Below are 19,725 nucleotides of genomic sequence, written 5' to 3' on the forward strand. Positions count from 1 at the left end.
ACTCCACTGTGGTGCCAACTGGCAATTAGTGACGGAACGTACCCGACTGGTTTCGCGAAGTGGAGCAAAGGCCGTACTCTCCCTTAGAGAACTCATGGGGGTTGAAGTTTTCGATGACCGACCCGAATGACACCCGCGACACGGGACCACGCGCAGGCACGCCCCTGTGGGGCTACCTGGCCGCGGTGACCGTGATCGGTCTCACCGCGCTCGCGGTGGGCCAGGTGCGCCTCGGCTTCGCCGAACTGGCGGAACTGGCGCGCTCACCGCTGTTCTGGGTGCTCGGCGTCCTGGTCGTCCTGGGAGAGCTGCGCCCGGTCATGCTGTCGTCGCAGACGATGGTCGGCGGCACCTACCCCTCCACCATGTTCACCTTCGCCGTCCTGCTCCACTACGGACTGCCGGTGGCCGCGCTCATGCAGGCCGTGGCGGTGATCTTCAACGCCCTGGCGACCCGCAAGGCCTGGCACCGCGTGACCTTCAACACCGCCCAGTCCACGCTCGCCCTGACCGCCGCCGCGGTGGTGCTCGGCCTCTTCGGCATCGTGCCCACCCCCGACGAGACCTGGGTGCCCGACGGCTCGTCGCTGGTGGCCATCGCGGTCGCGGGAATCGCCTACTTCACCACCCGCGGCCTGCTCGTCAGCGGCGCCGTCGCGCTGCACGAGCGGCGGTCCATCGTGCGGGTGCTGCGCGCTTCCATCGGGCCGCAGGCACTCGTCTACTCCGGGCTCCTGGGCCTGGCCCCCCTGGTCGTCGTCGTGATGAAGTGGTCGCCCACCCTCGTGCCGCTCTTCGTGGCGCCCCTCGTCGCCGTCTACTTCACCGCCACGCTCTCCATGCGCCGCGACCACCAGGCCATGCACGACGAGCTCACCGGCCTGCCCAACCGCAAGCTGCTCGCCGTCGCCACCGAGGAGGCCCTGGCCGAGGCGCGCGAGGGGGAGAAGGTCGGCTTCTTCCTCATGGACACCCACGGGCTCAAGCAGATCAACGACACGCTCGGCCACCCCGTCGGCGACCGGCTGCTGCAGACCATCGCCCACCGGCTGACCCACACCGTACGGCCCGGCGACGTGGTCGCCCGGCTCGGCGGCGACGAGTTCGCGGTGCTGCTGCCCAAGGTGCGCGACATCCAGGCCGCCCGCGAGGTGGCCGCCAGGCTCAGGGTCGCGCTGACCGAGCCGATCAGGCTGGAAGGCATGTCGTTCGACCTCGACGGCTCCGTGGGCATCGCGCTCTACCCCGATCACGCGCCCGACTTCGAACTGCTGCTGCAACGCTCAGACGTCGCCATGTACCAGGCCAAGCAGGCGCGCACCGGCGTCGAGTTCTACCAGGCCGACAAGGACCGCAACTCGCCGGAACGGCTCTCGCTCTTCGGCGACCTGCGCAGGGCGCTGGAGAACCGCCAGCTGCGCCTGAACTACCAGCCCAAGGTCGACCTCGACACCGGGCGGGTGCGCGGCATGGAGGCGCTGCTGCGATGGCGCCACCCCGTGCGCGGGCAGGTCGCGCCCTCGGAGTTCATCCCGCTGGCCGAGCAGTCCTACCTGATGCGGCAGCTGACCGAATACGTCATCGAGGGAGCACTGGAGCAGGCCGCCCGCTGGTGGCACACCGGGCTGCGCGTGCAGATCGCCGTCAACGTCTCCGCGCGCGACCTGCTCGACTCCGCCCTGCCCGACCAGCTCGAAGTGGGGCTGGCCCGCTACCGGCTGCCGCCCGACGCCATCCAGCTGGAGGTCACCGAGCGCGTCCTGACCGGCGAGCAGGCGCACGACACCATCAAGGCGCTGGCCGCGCTCGGCGTGCCGCTCTCGCTCGACGACTTCGGCACCGGATACTCCTCCCTGATCAGGCTGCAGCGGCTGGCCGTCTCCGAGGTCAAGATCGACGCGTCGTTCGTCAGCCGCATCGTCGACTCGCAGGACGACGAGCGCATCGTGCGCTCCATCGTCGACCTGGTGCGCTCGCTCGGGCTGCGCTCCGTCGCCGAGGGCGTCGAGTCCGACGACGTCGCCAAGCGCCTGGTCGCCATGGGATGCGACATGGGGCAGGGCTGGCTGTTCTCGCAGCCCATGACGGCGGCCGACGCCACCTTGTGGCTGCGCTCGCACGCCGATTCTGTGTTCGTCTGACGGGCGGCGAGTTCTGCCTGCTCTACAGGAAGAACCCCTGGGGATAGGCGGCCTCACCCGCGATTTCTCGATATTTCACGACCTGGAAGGCCTCGTCCGGCCATCCGTAGCTTTGGGTGATCTTGGGATCGTGGGCGAACCCGAACCGCCCGTAGTAGGCGGGATCGCCCAGCACCACCACGGCCGGCACCCCCAGGGCGCGGGCCCTGGCCAGGCCCTGCCGTACCAGCTCGCCGCCGACGCCCTTGCCCTGCGCGCCGGGCCGTACGGCCAGCGGGGCCAGCGCGAGCGCCCGGTGCTCGCTGATCGGCAGCCAGGTGAACAGCACGTGGCCCACGACCTCCCCGCCGACGGTCGCGACCAGCGAGAAGGCCTTGTCCGGCTCCAGCTTGGCGAGCAGGTCGGCCTCGTCGGGACGCCCGAAGGCGTCCGCCTCCACCTGCCACACCGCCTCGCGGTCCTCTGGGAGCTCGTCGCGGATTTCCACCGTGTTAACGGTTCGGTCGCTCTCCGTCATGCCCTCTAGGATGACAGGTGACCGTGTGACCGAGCCTGTCGAGGTCACGAATAAGCCCCGCCCAACCACGAAACGGGTTCACCGACTCATGTCCGCCATAACCCGCGACGAGGTCGCCCACCTGGCCAAGCTGTCCAGATTGGCGCTCACGGACGACGAACTCAGTCACTACGCGACCCAGCTCGATGTGATCATCGGGTCGGTCGCGAAGGTGGCCGAGATCGCCGCCGAGGATGTGCCGCCGTCGTCGCACGCGCTGCCCCTGACCAACGTCTTCCGCGCCGACGAGGTGCGACAGTCCCTCACGCCCCAGCAGGCGCTCTCCGGCGCGCCCGCCGTCGAGGACGACCGCTTCCGGGTGCCGCGCATCCTCGGGGAGGAGGCATGAGCTTGATCCACAAGACCGCCGCCGAGCTGGGCGCGCTGGTCGCCTCCGGTGAGGTCTCCGCCGTCGAGGTGGCCACCGCCCACCTCGACCGCATCGAGGCCACCGAGCCCAAGCTCCACGCCTTCCTGCACGTCGACCGCGAGGTGACGCTGTCGCAGGCCCGCGAGGTCGACGCGCGCATCGCCTCCGGCGAGCAGCTCGGGCCGCTGGCCGGCGTGCCGATCGCGCACAAGGACATCTTCGCCACGCGCGACATGCCCACCACCGCCGCCTCGAAGATCCTCGAAGGCTGGCGCCCGCCGTACGACGCCACCGTCACCGCGCGCCTGCGCGCGGCCGGCCTGGTCATCCTGGGCAAGACGAACCTCGACGAGTTCGCCATGGGCTCCTCCACGGAGAACTCCGCGTACGGCGTCACGCGCAACCCGTGGGACCTGTCGCGCATCCCCGGCGGCTCCTCCGGCGGCTCCTCCGCCGCGGTCTCGGGCTACCAGGCGCCGCTGTCGACCGGCACCGACACGGGCGGCTCGATCCGCCAGCCCGCCGCCGTCACCGGCATCGTGGGCATGAAGCCGACCTACGGCGGCTCCTCGCGCTACGGCCTCATCGCCTTCGCCTCCTCGCTCGACACCCCCGGGCCCTTCGCCCGCAACGTCCACGACGCGGCGCTGCTCCACGAGGCCTTCTCCGGCTACGACCCGATGGACTCCACCTCCATCGACGCCCCCGTGCCCTCCGTGGTGGCGGCGGCCCAGGCCGGCGACATCTCGGGCATGCGGGTCGGCATCGTGCGCGAATTCGCCGGCGACGGCTACCAGCCCGGCGTGATCTCCCGCTTCAACGACGCCGTCAAGATGCTCGAGTCGCTGGGCGCCGAGATCGTCGAGGTCTCCTGCCCGTCCTTCGACACCGCGCTCCCTGCCTACTACCTGATCGCGCCCTCCGAGTGCTCGTCGAACCTGGCCAGGTTCGACGCCATGCGGTACGGCCTGCGCGTCGGCGACGACGGCACCCGCAGCGCCGAGGAGGTCATGGCGCTCACCCGCGCCGCCGGCTTCGGCCCCGAGGTCAAGCGGCGCATCATGCTCGGCACCTACGCCCTGTCGTCGGGCTACTACGACGCCTACTACGGCCAGGCGCAGAAGGTCCGCACCCTGATCGCGCGCGACTTCGAGGCCGCCTTCGGCCAGGTCGACGTGCTCATCTCGCCGACCACGCCGACCACCGCCTTCCCGATCGGCGAGCGCGCCGACGACCCGATGGCGATGTACCTCGCCGACCTGTGCACCATCCCGTCCAACCTGGCGGGCAACGCGGCGATCTCCATCCCGTGCGGCCTGGCCGACGAGGACAACCTGCCGGTCGGCCTGCAGATCATGGCCCCGGTGCTCGGCGACGACCGCTGCTACCGCGTCGGCGCCGTGCTGGAGAAGGCTTTCGAGGCCCGCTGGGGCGGCCCGCTGCTCAAGGAGGCTCCCGCGCTATGAGCGTGATCGCTTTTGACAAGGCGCTCGAGCGCTTCGAGCCCGTGCTCGGCCTGGAGACCCACGTCGAGCTCGGCACCGCCTCGAAGATGTTCTGCAGCTGCGCGACCGGCTTCGGCGCCGAGCCCAACACCCAGGTCTGCCCGATCTGCCTGGCCTTCCCCGGCTCGCTGCCGGTGGCCAACGAGGCCGCCATCGAGGCGACCATCCGCATCGGCCTGGCGCTGAACTGCTCCATCGCCGAATGGTGCCGCTTCGCCCGGAAGAACTACTTCTATCCGGACATGCCGAAGAACTACCAGATCTCGCAGTACGACGAGCCGCTGTGCTTCGACGGCTACCTCGACGTCGAAGTGGGCGGCCAGACCTACCGCGTCGAGATCGAGCGCGTGCACCTGGAAGAAGACACCGGCAAGTCCACCCACGTCGGTGGCGCGACCGGCCGCATCCACGGCGCCGACTACTCCATCGTCGACTACAACCGCGCGGGCATCCCGCTGGTCGAGATCGTCACCAAGCCCATCACCGGCACCGGCGCGATGGCCCCCGAGGTCGCCCGCGCCTACGGAGTGGAGCTGCGCGAGATCATGCGCTCGCTCGGCGTCTCCGACGTGCGCATGGACCAGGGCTCGATGCGCTTCGACGTCAACGTCTCGCTCAACGAGCCGGGCGCCCCCTGGGGCACCCGCACCGAGACCAAGAACGTCAACTCCTTCCGCTCGGTCGAGCGCTCCGTGCGCGGCGAGATCGAACGCCAGGCCTTCCTGCTGGCCTCCGGCGAGAAGATCATCCAGGAGACCAGGCACTTCCACGAAGACACCGGCACCACCACCTCCGGCCGCTCCAAGGAAGAAGCCCAGGACTACCGCTACTTCCCCGACCCCGACCTGGTCCCCATCGCCCCCGACCCCGCCTGGGTCGCCACCCTCCGCGACAGCCTGCCGGAGCTGCCGAGCGTCAAGCGCAAGCGCCTGCAGTCCGAATGGGGCGTCAGCGACCACGACATGGAGTCCATGTACAACGCCGGCGCCATCGACCTCGTCGAGGCGACCATCGCCGCCGGCGCCCCCGCCGCCGACGCGCGCAAGTGGTGGATGGGCGAGCTCGCCCGCCGTGCCAACGAGACGGGCGCAACACTCGCCGACCTGCCCATCACCCCGGGCGACGTGGCCCGCGTCTCCGAGCTGGTGGCCTCCGGGTCGCTCAACGACAAGCTGGCACGGGCCGCCCTCGAGGGCATCCTCGCCGGCGAAGGCTCGGCCGACGAGGTCATCGCCGGCCGCGGGCTGCAGATCGCCGACGAAGGAGAACTGCTGGCGATCATCGACCAGGTGCTCGCGGACAACGCCGACGCGGCCGAGAAGGTCCGCAGCGGCAAGGTCGCGGCGGTCGGCGCCCTGGTGGGTGCGGTCATGAAGGCCTCCAGGGGCAAGGCCGACGCCGGGCGGGCCCGGGAGATCATCCTGGAGAAGCTCGCCACCTCCTAGGCTCGGGCCTCGCCGGGTCGGGCGCCTTCGGCGCGTCGTGCTCGGGCTGTGTTCAGTGGGGGTGGTCCTTCGGCCCACCCCCACGCCCCCGAGGCCGATGGCCCTGGGCGCCATCGGCACCCCGCACGGGGCCATCCCGCAATCACTTGCGGGTTCCAGCAAAAGCGGATGCGCGTCCCGGGCCCGCTCAGATGTCGCCCCGGTAGGGATCCGCCAGCGAGAACGGCGTCCGGGCAAGCTCCAACGGCGGCCCGGGAAAGGCTGGCCCCACGGTGTAGAACCGCGCGCGGGTCTTGCCCACAGGTGTGAGCACCTGGGCGGTCACCATGTCGCGCAGATCACGCTGGGCCTGTTGCACGCTCAGCCCTTCCGCGGCTTCGTAGCGGCTGCGCCGTACGCGTCCGGAGACCGCGACGTCGTGGAGTGCGGTCACCATCCGCTCATCGAGCCCGCGCTGCCGGGCGAATTCCTCGAGAAGGATCCACACCTGGTTGGAACGACCGAGCCGGGCACGCACCGCTTGCGCCTGCTGGTGGTAGGCGGTGAGGTTGAAGCGGATCCATTCGGCCACATCCTGATCAGGGCGGTAGACCGCGCCTCGGCGGGCGAGCACCGCGTAGTACTCCCACGTGTTGCCAGGACGGCCGAGCCATGCCTCGATGGAGGAGAACTCCGGCGCCAGGGTGCCGTCTCTGGAGATGAGCAAGGTCTGCAGCGAGCGCGACATCCTGCCGTTGCCGTCGGCCCAGGGGTGGATCGAGACCAGGTGCAGGTGCGCCATGGCTGCTCGGATCAGCGGGCTGGTGGCGTCGTCGGCGTCGAGCCAGCCGACGAGCTCCTCCATGAGGCCGGGCACCAGAGACGCGTCAGGGGCCGTGTAGGCGGCGATGCTGGGGTCGCGGGTGTCGGTGACGTAGACGGGGCCTCGTCGCCACTGGCCGGCGGGCTTGCGAGGGGAGTGCCGATGACCTTGAAGCATCCAGTGCAGGGCGTTGATGAGGCCGGTGCTGTAGTCGAAGCCGGGCGCGTCGTGCAGTGACTGGATGTAGGTCATCATCCGCTGGTAGGCGAGGGTCTCTTCGCGGTTCTCCTCGGTGACGTCGACGTCCCGTTCACCAGCCATCAGGTCTTCCACGTCGATGGTGGAGACCTTGAAACCCTCGATCGAGTTGGACGCGGCGATGGCGTCGGCGGCGAGGAACTTTCGCAGACCGGCGGTCCATTTGGCGGGGGTGTTGTGGACCTGATGGCGCAGGTCGCTCCGCGCGGCCTCGATCTCCTGGAGAACTCTCGTGTCCTCCGAAGTGAGCGCGGGCGTCTCGTAGAGCATGTAAGCAATCATACATTGACGCAATCATTGTTTCATGCCGGAATCACGTCCGGCGCGACTAGGGTGAAAGCGTGCGAGACGACCTGGGTATCGATGTCGATGTGCCGGAGCGAGTCGACCGCATCGTGTCGCTCGTGCCCTCCCTCACCGAATCCGTGGCCTCCACGGGCAAGCTCGTCGGCGCGACCGACTGGTGCACGCATCCCGAGGACCTCGACGTCACGAGGGTGAAGGGCACGAAGAACCCGGACGTGGCGAAGATCGTGGCGCTGAAGCCCGACGTGGTGCTCGCCAACTTCGAGGAGAACCGGGAGCCCGACCTTCAGGCTCTCCGCGACCAGGGCATCGCCGTGTGGGTGACCAGGATCCGCACCGTCGAGGAGGCCTTCGAGTCGCTGGGCAGGATGTTCGAGCAAGCCTGCCGTACGCCCAAGCCGTCATGGCTGGGTGAGGCTGAGCGGGTCTGGGGTGATCTGCCACAGGCGGGGAGGCGGCGGACGGCGGTCATTCCGATCTGGCGCAGGCCGTGGATGGTGGTGGGCAGTGGGACCTTCACGGGGGATGTGCTGCGCAGGCTGGGGATCGACAACCTGTACGAAGGGCACGAGGAGCGGTATCCGAAGGTGCCTGTGGATGAGCTGGTCGGCAGGGGGCCGGATCTGGTGATTCTGCCGGACGAGCCCTACATGTTCACTGCCGAGGATGGGCCGGAGTGCTTTCCTGGACAGCAGGTCGTGCTGGTCAGTGGGCGGTATCTGACGTGGTACGGGCCGAGCCTGGTGGAGGCGCCGGCTGCCCTGGCGATCGACTGAGCGGGCCGGGAGCGCCGGCCCGCTGCGGCGATCAGTCGAACAGTTCGTCGGCGGTGGTGACCTCGAAGGCCTGGTCGAGCCATCGCTCCAGGACGTCGGCCTCGGTGCAGGACTCGATGCGGGCGCGGGCCTCGTCGCTCACCTCGACCTCATTGCGGGCGAGGACCCGCAGGACCGCCTGCGCCAGCCCCTTGGCGACGCCCTTGGCCATGCCTTTGGCCAGGCCTTTGGCCATGCCCTCCTGCTCGAGGACCGTCTGGTAGTCGATGCTCCGCATACTCATCATTCTGCTCCAATACTCGAACGCTGTCGTTCCCCGCAGTCCTGCCAAGGACGAGGGGAACTCCTGGAATATCCGATGGAGCGCCTCATGGTGAGGGGTGACCATGCACGGAAGGCTATCGCCTGATTACTCTGCGATTCCAGGGAAATGCGGCAGCATGATCGCCATCTAGCCGGGTAGCCAGGTCAGGGTGCCCATCAAGCCGGAGGAGTGGTTCCTGACCGCGCAGGAGCGCGGCAACCCCGCGACCAAGCTGGAGCCTTGGACGACGGGGAACCTCGTGCGCCCGCTGATTCACGGAGCCACCTACTTCTCAGAACTCAAGGCGTGCATGGACGCCCTCGAGAAGGACGACCTGCTGCTGTTCACCGACTGGCGGGGCGATCCGGACGAGCGGCTGACCGATGACGGGCCGGGGGTGGCCGAGGTCATGGCGCAGGCGGCCGCGAGGGGCGCCCTGGTCAGGGGCCTGATCTGGCGTTCCCATCTCGACCAGTTGCGCTTCAGTGCCGAGGAGAACCGGCATCTGGGGGAGAAGATCGAGGAGGCGGGCGGCCAGGCGCTGCTGGACACGCGGGTACGGCCGGGCGGTTCGCATCATCAGAAGTTCGTGATCATCCGTCATGACCGGCGCCCGCAGGACGATGTGGCTTTCGTCGGCGGCATCGATCTGTGTCACAGCCGGCGTGACGACGCGAGTCACCGGGGTGATCCGCAGGCGGCGCCGATGCCTGACGTGTACGGCGAGCGCCCGCCGTGGCACGACGTGCAAGTGGCGATCAAGGGTCCGGCCGTGGCCGAGGTGGAGAAGGTGTTCTGCGAGCGCTGGGAGGATCCGGCGCCGGAGACGCGTCAGCCGTTCAGGAGGTTGCGCGACCACTTCTCGCACATGGACGATGTGCCGCCGCTGCCCAAGCCGGGTCCGCCGCCCGACCCGGTGGGGCCGCATGCCGTACAGCTGCTCAGGACCTATCCGTATCGCAGGTGGGCCTATCCGTTCGCCCCGCTGGGGGAGTTCAGCGTGGCCAGGGCGTACGGCAAGGTGTTGAGGAACGCGCGCGAGCTGGTCTACCTGGAGGACCAGTACCTGTGGTCCACCGAGGTGGTCGAGCCGTTCGCGCGGGCGCTGCAGGACTCGCCGGAGCTCAGGATGATCATCGTGGTCCCGCGTTACCCGGACCAGGACGGCTGGCTGGCGGGGCCGGCGAGCCAGATCGGGCGGGCCGACGCGCTGGCGAGGCTGTTGCGGGCCGGTGGCGACCGGGTGGCGGTGTACGACCTGGAGAACCATGACGGCGTGCCGGTCTACGTGCACGCCAAGGTCTGCGTGGTCGATGACACGTGGGCCTCGGTCGGCTCCGACAACGTGAACCTGCGCTCGTGGAGTTACGACTCCGAGCTGAGCTGCGCGGTGCTCGACCACAGTTTCGCCCGCGGCCTGCGGCGCACGCTGGCCGCCGAGCACCTGGACGACGACGACCCGCCCGAGGACGTCTTCGAGGCGTTCAGGGAGTCGGCCGACCGGCTGGAGTCGTGGCACGAGTCCGGGTGCAAGGGCCCGCGGCCGCCGGGACGGCTGCGCCCGCACCCTCCGACCGAACTGACCAGGTGGCGCCGCAGGCTCGTCTACCCCCTGTACAAGGTGGCGGTGGATCCCGACGGGCGCCCGCCGGCGCTGAGGAGATCGGGAAGCTTCTGATGGCCAAGAACCTCACTGTCAATCTGACCCTGGCCTCCGCCGTGGTGGCGGCGGTCAGCATCCCCTTCCTGCTGATCACGATCCTGGTGAAGGTGGTCTTCCCGCCTCTTCACCGGCTGGACCAGATGGTCGCCGAGGCCATGAACTCCTACGGCCTGGCGCGCCCGCTCCGCACGCAGCTGATCAACGTGTGGAGCGAGGTGTTCGGGCCGTGGCCGTGGCGGATCGCCGTCCTGGCGCTGGCCGCGTGGGTGGCCTATCGCGGCGCCCGGCGGCTGGCCGTCTGGGCGGTCGTCACGATCACGGTCGGCGGCCTGCTCAATCTGGCGCTGAAGGCACTCACCGACCGTGCGAGGCCGGTCTTCCCCGATCCTCTGGCACTCGCGCCGGGGGAGTCGTTCCCGTCGGGCCATGCGATGACGGCCACGATGGGCGCGGGGATCGTCGTGCTGATGCTGCTGCCGGTCATGAAGCGAAAAATGCGGATCTGGGCGTGGGTGATCGCGGGCTTCCTCGCCCTGTCGGTCGCCTACACCCGGGTCGCGCTGGGCGTGCACTGGGTGAGTGACGCCGTGGGAGGGGTACTGCTGGGCATCGCCGTCATCGCGGCGACCACGATCGCCTTCGAGCGCTGGCGCCGCGACAGCGGCCGCCGTCCCGCCGAGCCGGTCGTGGAAGGAGTGGAACCCGAAGCGGCAAAGGAGATCTCCCATCACTAGGCACGGGCAAGTCATCGAATATCTGAAATCCCTCGTGGCGCCTCTCCTGGGCATGCTCCTGGTCACCTTCGCCGTGGGCAAGGCGGCCCTGGGGCTGAACTCCGTGGAGACCCCCGGCATGCGCGACATCGCCCAGGAGCGCACGGCCGACCTGAACACCCTCACCGACTTCGGCAGCAGCCTGTCGGACACGCCCTACATCGTGGGATTCACCGCTCTGTTCGCGATCGTCTTCCGTCTGGTGTTCAAACGCTGGCTGGAGTCGGTCTTCCTGATCCTGGCCGTGTGGTCGCAGTCGCTGGTCTTCCTGGCCACAACCGAACTCGTCGGCCGCTCCCGGCCGCCGGTCGAGCACCTGGACCCGGCGCCGCCCACCTCCAGTTGGCCCTCGGGGCACGTCAGCGCGGCCGTCTGCTTCTACGGCGCGATGACGGTGATCCTGCTCATGCGCACGCCGAGGGCCTGGCACCCGCTGTGGTGGACGATCGGCATCCTGGCGCCCACGGCGGTGGGGCTGTCGCGGATCTACCGGGGCATGCACTTCTTCAGCGACGTGCTGTGGGGCGTGCTGCTCGGGCTGTTCTGCCTGTTCGTGGTCGGCCGGGCGATCCTGGTCAAGAAAGAGCGGCATCCACGGTTGACGGCGACAGCACATGCTCCATCACCATGACCGCGGTGCCGACGATGCCCGCCCGCTCGGCGAGTGAGGCCGTGACGATCTCCAGGTTGCGCGTGGTGTACGGCAGGCTGCGGCGGTAGACGCTCTCGCGGATGCCGGTCAGGTAGTGCTCGCGGGTCTCGGCCATGTCGCCCGCGAGCACGAGCACCCCCGGATTGAGCAGGCTGACGGCGGTGGCCAGCACGACGCCGAGCGTGCGGCCCGCCTCCTGGGTGCGGGCGATGGCCTCGGGGTCGCCCGCGTGCACCTGGCGGACCACGGCGCGGCTGGATTCGAGGCCGAGGTCGCCGGCCAGCGCGAAACCGCTGGCCAGCGAGGCCACGCAGCCGCGCGAGCCGCAGGTGCACACCCGGTCGTCGGTGTCGCGCAGCCGTACGTGGCCGATGTTGCCCGCGGCCTCGTCGACGCCTCGGTAGATCGTGCCGTCGAGCACGATGCCCGCGCCGATGCCGGTGGAGACCTTGACGAGCAGCAGCGAGCTGCAGTGGCGCCACTTGGACCACCACTCGCCCAGCGCCATGGCCTTGGCGTCGTTCTCCACGAGGATCGGCACGTCGAAGCTCTGGCGGATGGCCTCCTTGATCGGGTGGTCCTCCCAGCCGGGCATCAGGAAGGACCTGATGACCCGGCCGGTCTCATGATCGACCGAGCCGGGCAGATCGAGGCCGATGCCGCAGACCTGGGCGGCCGAGCGTCCCGTGCGGTCGAGCAGGCGCTGGAACGCCTGCCGTACCCAGGTCAGCACCCGGTCGGGGCCCAGCTCGATGGGCATCTCGGTGAACTCCTCGGCCAGCGGGCGGGCCGCGAGGTCGGTCAGCGCCGCCCTGGCGTGGTGGGCTCCGAGGTCGGCGACGAGCACCAGGTGGTTGCTGGAGTCGACGTCGAGCACGCTGGGAGGGCGCCCGCCGCCGGAGGAGGCCACACCGGACTCGTGGATGTAGCCCCCGTCGATCAGGCGGTCGACCCGGTCGGTGATGGTCGAGCGGGACAGGCCCGTGAACTCGATCAGCTCCTTGCGGGTACGGCAGGAGCCCTCCCTGATCAGTTGGAGGACCTGTCCTGCCGTCAACATGCCTTACCCCTTCTCCGCACCGGCTGTGAGACCCTCCGTGAGCAGCCGTTCGCTGGCGAAGAACAGCACCACGATGGGAAGTGTCAGAACCACCGATCCTGCCATGAGAACCGTGGTCGGGATCTCGATACTCCCGGCCAGCTGCGACAACCCGAGCGAGACGGTCCACCTGTCACGCCGTTCGACCAGGAAGAGGAGCGCGAACAGGAACTCGTTCCAGGCGATCATGAACGCGTACAGCCCGGTCGCCATGAGCGAGGGTTTCGACAGCGGCAGCACGACCCGCCAGATCGTCTCGACGCGCCCGCAGCCGTCGATCGCCGCGGCCTCCTCGACGCTCGCCGGGACCGTCTCGAAGTAGTTGCGCAGCATGTACACGGTGACCGGCACGGTCTGCGCGATGTAGACGAGGATCAGTCCGGGCAGCGAGCCGCGCAGGCCGATCATCGTGAAGAGCACGAACAGCGGGATGGCCAGCACGATCGCCGGGAACAGGTAGACGGCCAGGAACAGGAAGTGCACCTGGCGGCGGCCGAAGAAGTCCAGCCTGGCCACCGCGTAGGCGCCGGGGATCGAGATCAGCAGCGTCACCACGACCGACGCGACGGCCACGATGGCGCTGTTGGCCATGAAGGTGAGGAAGCCCTGCCTGGTCAGCACGTCACGGTAGGTGGCCAGGGTCCACCGCTCGGGCAGCAGCGAGCCGGGGTCCAGGATGAGCTCCTGGATGTCGCGGACCGACAACATCACCATGTAGAAGAACGGGAAGGCGGTGATCAGGAAGAGCACCGCGATGGTGATCGGCCGCAGCACCCTGAACAGCGCGCGCTCGAACCTATCTCTGCTCATCGGCGCTCCCGAACGACCGCAGGTAGACGATGAGGAAGACGACGAGCACCAGCGCGAGCACGATGGCCTGGGCGGCCGAGGCGCCGATGTCGTCGCGGGCGGTCAGGAAGTTGTAGACGCGCACACTGACCACCTCGGTGCCCGCTCCGCCGCCGGTGAGCAGGTAGACGTCGTCGAACTTGGTGAAGGTGAAGACGAAGCGCAGCACGCTGAGCAGGGCGACGATCCGCCACAGCTGCGGCATGACCACGTAGCGGAATTTCTGGGTGGGCGTGGCCCCGTCGACCGTCGCCGCCTCCTCCAGCTCGTGCGGCATCGCCTGCAGCCGGGCCAGGATGAACAGGAAGGCGAAGGGGAAGTAGCGCCAGGCCTCGAAGAGGATGACCGTGATCAGCGCGACGGGCACGTCCATGCCCAGGAAGGTGCCCTTGGCCTGGGTGAGGAAGGCGACGGGCTCGGCCAGCCAGGTGTTGACGATGCCGAACTGCGGGTTGAGCATCACCTCCCACAGGAACGCCACCGCCACCACCGGGGCGATGTACGGCACCAGGATGCTGGCCCTGATGACGGTGCGGCCGGGGAAGCGGTCTCGCAGGGCGAGCGCGGCGACCAGGCCGATGACGATCGACAGGGCGGTTCCGGCGATCGTGTAGACGAGCGTGTTGACCAGCGAGCCCCAGAAGCCCGGCTCGGCCAGCACGTAGGTGAAGTTCTCCAGGGTGTAGTTGCCGAACAGGCCCGCCCGCCTGATGTTGATCAGGCGGACGTCCTGGAAGGCCAGCATGATGGCCCATAACAGCGGCACCACCACGACGACCAGCGTGATGATCAGCGTGGGGGAGATGAGGGCCAGGCCGGCCCTCGCCTCCTGCTGCCGTAGGGTGCGGACCTTCATTCGCGGATCCCGCGCTTGATGGTCTCCACGTCGGTCTTGGCCTGGGCCGCGGCGGCCTGCGCGGTGAGCGAGCCGTCGACGATCCCGGCCAGCGCCTTGGGCACGGGCAGTTCGCCCATGGTGGCGCCGACGAGCTTGCCCTGGCCCTGCGGGATGCCCCAGCGGGCGAAGGTGTCGGGCGACTTGCGCAGCGCCTCCAGCACGTCGGCCGGGTAGATCTCCGACAGCGGCTTCTTGGTGTCGACCCCGGCGGGCAGCTTGTCCCACTTGTCGGCGAAGGTGGTGCGGGTCGGGAACTTGCCCTCGGGCGCCATGCCCAGCCAGCGCTCGTAGCCCTCGTTCATGAGGAAGGCGACGAACTTCTGCGCGGGGTCGGCGGACGCGTCACGGGTGATCGCCCACGAGACGATCTCACCGTACTGCGCGGGCGCGCTCCCGTCGGGCCCCTTCAACGCGGTGACGACGCCGGTGTTCTTGGCCAGCCACTCCTTGTCGGAGCGGCATTCGGCGCAGGAGGGCAGGGCATCGTTTCGCAGCGAGGCCATCTCGTCGAGGATGAACGACGACCAGATCATCATGGCCGCCTTCCCGGAGAAGTAGGTGGCCCTGGTGGAGTCGACGTCCTGCATGCCCTTCACGGAGTACTGCGAGGCGACCTTGGAGTAGAACTCGAAGGCGCGCACGCAGTTCGGCGAGTCGAGGGCGACGTTGCCGGACTGGTCGACCAGCTCGCAGCCGTTGGCGAGCGCCACGTGCTCGAAGCTCTGGGCGGTGAAGGAGTCCTTGGGGGCGATCGCCATCGTGATGCCGGCGGTACCCCCGGTGTTGAGCTTGGCGGCGGCCGCCTCCAGCGCCTCGTAGGTGTCGGGCGGGGCCAGGCCCGCCTTCTCGAACAGGTCCTTGCGGTAGAGGATGAGCTGCGCCCACCCGTCGCTCGGCACGGCGAGCAGCTTGCCGCCGGAGGTGTTGAGCTCCAGGGCGCGCTTGGAGAAGGTGTCGCGCCCGAGCTGGTCCACCACCTTGGCGGGCGACTCGGTGTCGAGCAGGTCGTTGGCCTCCAGCTCGCGAACCGCCGACAGCGGCAGCGCCCCGATCACGTCGGGCAGGGTTCCCGCCGCCGCCGCGGAGGTCACGGTCTGGCTGAACTGGTCTTCCGCGACGCCCACCAGCTCGACCTTGATGCCGGTCTTCTGGGTGAACTCGTCGACGATCTGCTGCTGGACCGCGATGCGGTCGGCCAGGTTCTCCTCGGTCCAGACGGTGATCTGGTTGTCCGCCTGCTCGCCGGGCTGCCCGTCGTCGCCGCACGCGCTGATGGCCAGGGCGAGTAACGCGGCGGAGAAGACGGCGGTGACCCTGTTCGGCATGGCACGCTCCTCACTTTTGAAGGATGAGCCGCCTTTACCCCCTTACGAGAGGCCGCAACGTGTGGTACGCGATTTCGAGACCGGCTTGAACCCGACTCGTGCTCCCGCTCCACACCGGATCCTCATGCTCCACAGAGACCACACCGTCGTATCCGCCCTCCTGGAGGGCGTCGATCACGCCGGTCCAGTCGACGCAGCCGCGCCCCGGCACCCGGTAGCGGTACCAGCCCTTCTCGCCGCTGACCGGGCCGTAGAAGCCCCACCGGTCGATAGCCCGGCCGAGGATCTCGGTGTCCTTGGCCTGCACGTGCGCGATGTGGGCGATGTACGGCCGGAGGGCGGCGACGGGATCGATGCCCACGGCGACGCAGTGGGAGGGGTCGAAGTTGAGCTTCAGCCCGAGGGTGAACATCCATTCCCACAGCTCGGGGGAGTAGGCGAGGTTGCCGGGGTGGCCGTCCTGGTGCCACGACTTCATGGGGCAGTTCTCGATCACCAGCTCGACGCCGTGCCGCGTGGCGTGCTCGACGAGCGGGCCGAAGACGTCGGCGCCCTTGCGGAGGTTGTCGGCGACGCTGAGTGACGGGTCGCGGCCGACGAAGGTGCCGACCGTGGGACATCCGAGGGCGGCCGCGGCCTCGACGCATCGCCGTACGTGGGCGTTGACCTGGGCGGAGGCGAGATTGTTGTCGTAGTAGGCGAGCGAAGAAAGCGTCAGCCCGGTGTCATCGAAGATCTTCCTGACGCGCGAGTGTTCCGCGTCGTCCCAGGCGTCGGGTCTGATGTGATTTCGGTCATCCGTTGTCGGCCACGCCGCGACCTCCAGGGCTTCGAAGCCCTGGTCGGCTGCCCAGCGAGCGAGGTCGGAAAGGCCGGTTTCCGGAAGACAGGCAGTCAGGAAGCCCAATTTCATAAGCCATCTCCAGCAGAAGTCGTACACTTATAACTGGCAAATGCCAAACTTTTGACTGATCGAAAAGCGTAAGTGTGGGGAATGCGCGTCATCACTATTGAAGAACCCGGTGTCGTCGGCGTGCGTGTGGAACGCTCCGGCGATCTCGAACCGGGCCACGTGAGAGTGCGGACGATCTACTCCGGAGTCTCCGCCGGCACGGAGTTGACCGCCTACCGGGGTACCAACCCCTACCTGTCCCGCAAGTGGGACACCGAGCGACGCCTGTTCGTCGAAGGCCACACTCATGCCTACCCGTTGGCCGGCTGGGGATACCAGGAGGTCGGGGAGGTCGTCGAGGCCGCGCCCGACGTCACGGACCCGCCCGTGGGCAGCCTGGTGTGGGGCGTCTGGGGCCACCGGGAGGAGGCCGTGCTCCCCGCCGGAAGGCTCGCGGGGCACGTCATCCCGCCGGGGGCCGACCCGCTCGCGGGCGTCTTCGCCCGGGTCGGCGCCATCGCGCTCAACGCCGTGCATGCCGCCGACATCCACCTGGGCGACCAGGTCACGATCTTCGGCCAGGGCGTCATCGGCCTGCTCGCCACCCGCCTGGCCCAGCTCAGCGGCGCCCGCGTCGTGGCCGCCGAGGGCATCCCGGCCCGGCTGGAACTGGCCAAGGAATTCGGCGCCGCCGAGGCCTTCGACGTCCTCACCGGCTCGTGCGCCGAGTTCGTGCGCAAGCGCATCAACGGCGCCGACACCGCCATCGAGCTGTCGGGCAACGTGCGCGGCCTGCACGAGGCCATCAGGACCGTACGGCAGGGCGGCCGGGTGGTGGCGGCCGGCTTCTACCAGGGCGACGCCATGGGCCTGCGGCTCGGCGAGGAGTTCCACCACAATCAGGTGCAGCTGGTCTCCAGCCAGATCGGCGGGGTCGCCTCGTGGCTGTCGCACCGCTGGGACGTGGAGCGCCTGCAGCGCACCTTCATGGAGCTGGTCCACCGCGGCGAGGTCGACGTGCTCCGCCTCGTCACCCACGTGATGCCCGCCGACGACGCCACCGCGGCGTTCGAACTGCTCGACCACCACGCTGCGGAGGTGCTGCAGCTGGTGTTCAGATTTGGAGAGACACCGTGAAGCTCGCCGTACAGGAACAGCTGCTGCCCGGACGGACCCTGCAGGAGAAGTTCGCCTTCGCGGTGGACGCCGGGTTCGACGCCATCGAACTGCGCGGCAAGGGCGACTTCCACTTCGCCACCCGCCTGACCGAGCTCAAGCGGGCGCTGGCCGACGGGGTGGTGATGCCGACGGTCTGCGTGGACATGCCGCACTTCATCGGCGACTTCGACCCGGCCAAGCGCAAGGACGCCGTGCAGCAGCTCAGGTCGCAGCTGAGCGTGATCGGCGAGCTCGGCGGCATCGGCGTCATGACCCCGGCCTCCTGGGGCCAGTTCTCCCGGCGCCTGCCGCCGTTCGAGCCGCCGCGCGGCCCGGAGCAGGACCGCGAGGTCCTGGCCGAGGCGCTGGGCCAGCTCGGCGACCACGCGCAGCGCAACGGCGTGCTGATCATGCTGGAGCCGCTGAACCGTTACGAGAACCACATGGTCAACACGCTCGCGGAAGCGGTTTCCTACTGCTCCATGGAGTCCATCAAGGTCGTCGGTGACACGTACCACATGAACATCGAGGAGGACGACCCCTGTCGTTCCCTCGTGGACGCCGCGCCGTACCTGGCCCACGTGCAGATCAGCGAGTCGAACCGCAACCAGCCCGGCACCGGCCACGTCGACTGGGCCGCCGAGCTGGCAACCCTCGACGCCATCGGCTACGACGGCTACCTCGCCCTGGAGTGCAGGCTCCGCGGCGAGCCCGAGATCGTTCTTCCGCAGACAGCCGCCTTCATCAGGAAATTCCTATGATTCTCCGCGACGCCGTCCGAGTCCTGGTCGCCAACTGGGACGGTTCCCACACCGTTCCGAGCCGCAGGCTCTACCCCCACCAGTGGAGCTGGGACTCCGCCTTCGTGGCCATCGGCAACGCCCGCTGGTCGCCGCGACGGGCCAGGGCCGAGCTGCTCACCCTGTTCGGGGCCCAGTGGCGCGACGGCCGGGTGCCGCACATCGTCTTCAACCCCGCCGTGCCCGAGGGCGCCTACTTCCCCGGCCCCGAGTTCTGGGAGGTGCGCGACCCGTCCGGCACCGCCACCTCCGGCATCGTGCAGCCGCCGGTCCACGCACTGGCGGCCTGGAGGGTCCACCAGGCCGCCCCCGACAGTCCCGACAGCAGGGCCTTCCTCTCGCGGATCTACCCGCGCCTGGTCGCCCAGCAGCAGTTCCTGCGTACGGCACGGCGCAGCCAGGAGGGCCTGGTCTCGATCGTGCACCCGTGGGAGTCGGGCATGGACAACAGCCCGGCATGGGACCGGGTGCTGGCCGAGGTGGAGGCCGGTCCGATGGGCGCGGTGCGCCGCGACCTGGCCCACGTCAGCGCCGAGGAGCGCCCCACCGACCGCGACTACGAGCGCTACGCCGCGCTCGCCCGCGCCTACCGCGACACCGGCTACCGCCGCGCGGGCGCCTTCGAGGTGGAGTGCCCGCTGTTCAACGCCGCCTACGCGGTGGCCGAGCACCACCTCGCCCTCATCGCCGGGCGGATCGGCCGCGACCCCGAGCCGCACGAGCAGGAGGCGGCCGCGATGACCGCGGCGATGGTCGAGCACCTCTACGACGACGGCCTGTTCCACGCGCGCGACCCGCGCAGCGGCAGGCTGCTGCGCTCGCACAGCGCCGCCGGGCTGGTGCCGCTCATGCTGCCCGGCCTGCCGCGCGAGATCGCCAGCGCCCTGATCGGCTCCGCGCTCGACCGCTTCGAGGTCAAGGGCGGGCTGATCCCCAGCTTCGCTCCGGGCACGCCCGAGTTCGACGCCGCACGCTACTGGCGCGGGCCGAGCTGGATCAACCTCACCTGGCTGATCTGGCAGGGCCTGCGCGAGCGCCGCCCCGACCTGGGCGCGCTGGTCGCCGACGGGATGATCAGGGCGGTCACGCACGCCGGGTTCCGCGAGTACTTCGACCCGTTCACCCTGGAGGGCCACGGCTGCCGCGACTTCAG

Annotated in this window: 18 protein-coding genes and 1 pseudogene; 11 read left to right on the forward strand and 8 right to left on the reverse strand. The window is 69.2% G+C overall.

Annotated features, from left to right (window positions below; all coding sequences use genetic code 11):
- Window positions 1-113: 113 nt before the first annotated feature.
- On the forward strand, window positions 114-2,141 hold the full coding sequence (locus tag ACIBH1_RS17965) for a putative bifunctional diguanylate cyclase/phosphodiesterase (RefSeq protein ID WP_397314880.1): 2,028 nt from the start codon (window positions 114-116) through the stop codon (window positions 2,139-2,141).
- Between the two features lie 22 nt (window positions 2,142-2,163).
- On the opposite strand, the gene ACIBH1_RS17970 is transcribed toward ACIBH1_RS17965, so the two are convergent.
- On the reverse strand, window positions 2,164-2,628 hold the full coding sequence (locus tag ACIBH1_RS17970) for a GNAT family N-acetyltransferase (protein WP_397314881.1): 465 nt from the start codon (window positions 2,626-2,628) through the stop codon (window positions 2,164-2,166).
- A gap of 118 nt (window positions 2,629-2,746) precedes the next feature.
- Between ACIBH1_RS17970 and gatC the strand changes: the two genes are divergently transcribed.
- From gatC to gatB, 3 genes are read left to right on the forward strand one after another with little or no spacing between them, the layout of a single operon-like run.
- A complete protein-coding gene (gatC, locus tag ACIBH1_RS17975; RefSeq protein WP_397314882.1) occupies window positions 2,747-3,046 on the forward strand; it encodes an Asp-tRNA(Asn)/Glu-tRNA(Gln) amidotransferase subunit GatC in 300 nt (99 codons plus the stop codon).
- Window positions 3,043-4,533: an Asp-tRNA(Asn)/Glu-tRNA(Gln) amidotransferase subunit GatA gene (gene gatA / locus ACIBH1_RS17980; protein ID WP_397314883.1), complete on the forward strand. Its 1,491-nt coding sequence runs from the start codon at window positions 3,043-3,045 to the stop codon at window positions 4,531-4,533. Before gatC ends, gatA begins: the two co-directional genes overlap by 4 nt.
- Window positions 4,530-6,017, forward strand: a complete 1,488-nt coding sequence (gatB, locus tag ACIBH1_RS17985; RefSeq protein ID WP_397314884.1) for an Asp-tRNA(Asn)/Glu-tRNA(Gln) amidotransferase subunit GatB — start codon at window positions 4,530-4,532, stop codon at window positions 6,015-6,017. Before gatA ends, gatB begins: the two co-directional genes overlap by 4 nt.
- A gap of 187 nt (window positions 6,018-6,204) precedes the next feature.
- On the opposite strand, the gene ACIBH1_RS17990 is transcribed toward gatB, so the two are convergent.
- On the reverse strand, window positions 6,205-7,347 hold the full coding sequence (locus tag ACIBH1_RS17990; protein WP_397314885.1) for a Fic family protein: 1,143 nt from the start codon (window positions 7,345-7,347) through the stop codon (window positions 6,205-6,207).
- 71 nt (window positions 7,348-7,418) lie between these two features.
- On the opposite strand from ACIBH1_RS17990, the gene ACIBH1_RS17995 reads away from it, so the two are divergent.
- Entirely contained in the window at window positions 7,419-8,159 is a 741-nt protein-coding gene (locus tag ACIBH1_RS17995) for a helical backbone metal receptor (protein ID WP_397314887.1), read from the forward strand.
- Between the two features lie 31 nt (window positions 8,160-8,190).
- Here ACIBH1_RS17995 and ACIBH1_RS18000 read toward each other — a convergent pair whose 3' ends face one another.
- Window positions 8,191-8,436: a hypothetical protein gene (locus ACIBH1_RS18000; protein WP_397314888.1), complete on the reverse strand. Its 246-nt coding sequence runs from the start codon at window positions 8,434-8,436 to the stop codon at window positions 8,191-8,193.
- A gap of 196 nt (window positions 8,437-8,632) precedes the next feature.
- Between ACIBH1_RS18000 and ACIBH1_RS18005 the strand changes: the two genes are divergently transcribed.
- The 3 genes from ACIBH1_RS18005 to ACIBH1_RS18015 are packed head-to-tail and all read left to right on the forward strand — an operon-like array spanning window position 8,633 to window position 11,530.
- Window positions 8,633-10,141 carry a phospholipase D family protein gene (locus ACIBH1_RS18005; RefSeq protein ID WP_397314889.1) on the forward strand — a complete coding sequence of 503 codons (1,509 nt, stop codon included), beginning with the start codon at window positions 8,633-8,635 and terminating at the stop codon, window positions 10,139-10,141.
- Window positions 10,141-10,860: a phosphatase PAP2 family protein gene (locus tag ACIBH1_RS18010; protein ID WP_397314890.1), complete on the forward strand. Its 720-nt coding sequence runs from the start codon at window positions 10,141-10,143 to the stop codon at window positions 10,858-10,860. Before ACIBH1_RS18005 ends, ACIBH1_RS18010 begins: the two co-directional genes overlap by 1 nt.
- A 34-nt stretch (window positions 10,861-10,894) precedes the next feature.
- Window positions 10,895-11,530: a phosphatase PAP2 family protein gene (locus ACIBH1_RS18015; protein ID WP_397314891.1), complete on the forward strand. Its 636-nt coding sequence runs from the start codon at window positions 10,895-10,897 to the stop codon at window positions 11,528-11,530.
- On the opposite strand, the gene ACIBH1_RS18020 is transcribed toward ACIBH1_RS18015, so the two are convergent.
- From ACIBH1_RS18020 to ACIBH1_RS18040, 5 genes are read right to left on the reverse strand one after another with little or no spacing between them, the layout of a single operon-like run.
- The gene (locus ACIBH1_RS18020) at window positions 11,475-12,611 is read right to left on the reverse strand and encodes an ROK family transcriptional regulator (protein WP_397314892.1); all 1,137 of its coding nucleotides are present in this window, start codon (window positions 12,609-12,611) and stop codon (window positions 11,475-11,477) included. The two genes, ACIBH1_RS18015 and ACIBH1_RS18020, sit on opposite strands and share 56 nt — an antisense overlap.
- Window positions 12,612-12,614: 3 nt before the next feature.
- Window positions 12,615-13,460 carry a carbohydrate ABC transporter permease gene (locus ACIBH1_RS18025; protein WP_397314893.1) on the reverse strand — a complete coding sequence of 282 codons (846 nt, stop codon included), beginning with the start codon at window positions 13,458-13,460 and terminating at the stop codon, window positions 12,615-12,617.
- Window positions 13,447-14,355 (reverse strand): carbohydrate ABC transporter permease, encoded by a 909-nt coding sequence (locus ACIBH1_RS18030; protein WP_397314894.1) that lies wholly within the window; start codon window positions 14,353-14,355, stop codon window positions 13,447-13,449. Before ACIBH1_RS18030 ends, ACIBH1_RS18025 begins: the two co-directional genes overlap by 14 nt.
- Window positions 14,352-15,722 carry an ABC transporter substrate-binding protein gene (locus ACIBH1_RS18035; protein WP_397314895.1) on the reverse strand — a complete coding sequence of 457 codons (1,371 nt, stop codon included), beginning with the start codon at window positions 15,720-15,722 and terminating at the stop codon, window positions 14,352-14,354. Before ACIBH1_RS18035 ends, ACIBH1_RS18030 begins: the two co-directional genes overlap by 4 nt.
- A gap of 34 nt (window positions 15,723-15,756) precedes the next feature.
- Window positions 15,757-16,635: a sugar phosphate isomerase/epimerase family protein gene (locus ACIBH1_RS18040; protein ID WP_397314896.1), complete on the reverse strand. Its 879-nt coding sequence runs from the start codon at window positions 16,633-16,635 to the stop codon at window positions 15,757-15,759.
- Window positions 16,636-16,716: 81 nt separating this feature from the next.
- On the opposite strand from ACIBH1_RS18040, the gene ACIBH1_RS18045 reads away from it, so the two are divergent.
- From ACIBH1_RS18045 to ACIBH1_RS18055, 3 genes and pseudogenes are all read left to right on the forward strand, one after another.
- Window positions 16,717-17,751 (forward strand): zinc-binding alcohol dehydrogenase, encoded by a 1,035-nt coding sequence (locus tag ACIBH1_RS18045; protein ID WP_397314897.1) that lies wholly within the window; start codon window positions 16,717-16,719, stop codon window positions 17,749-17,751.
- Window positions 17,748-18,533 (forward strand): sugar phosphate isomerase/epimerase family protein, encoded by a 786-nt coding sequence (locus ACIBH1_RS18050; RefSeq protein ID WP_397314898.1) that lies wholly within the window; start codon window positions 17,748-17,750, stop codon window positions 18,531-18,533. The genes ACIBH1_RS18045 and ACIBH1_RS18050 overlap by 4 nt, the downstream gene beginning before the upstream one ends.
- A pseudogene (locus ACIBH1_RS18055) lies at window positions 18,530-19,720 on the forward strand (MGH1-like glycoside hydrolase domain-containing protein); the annotation flags it as partial. The gene ACIBH1_RS18050 and the pseudogene ACIBH1_RS18055, both read left to right, overlap by 4 nt.
- Window positions 19,721-19,725 lie beyond the last annotated feature (5 nt).

Source organism: Nonomuraea sp. NPDC050663, from assembly GCF_044456985.1.
Classification (GTDB): Bacteria; Actinomycetota; Actinomycetes; order Streptosporangiales; family Streptosporangiaceae; genus Nonomuraea.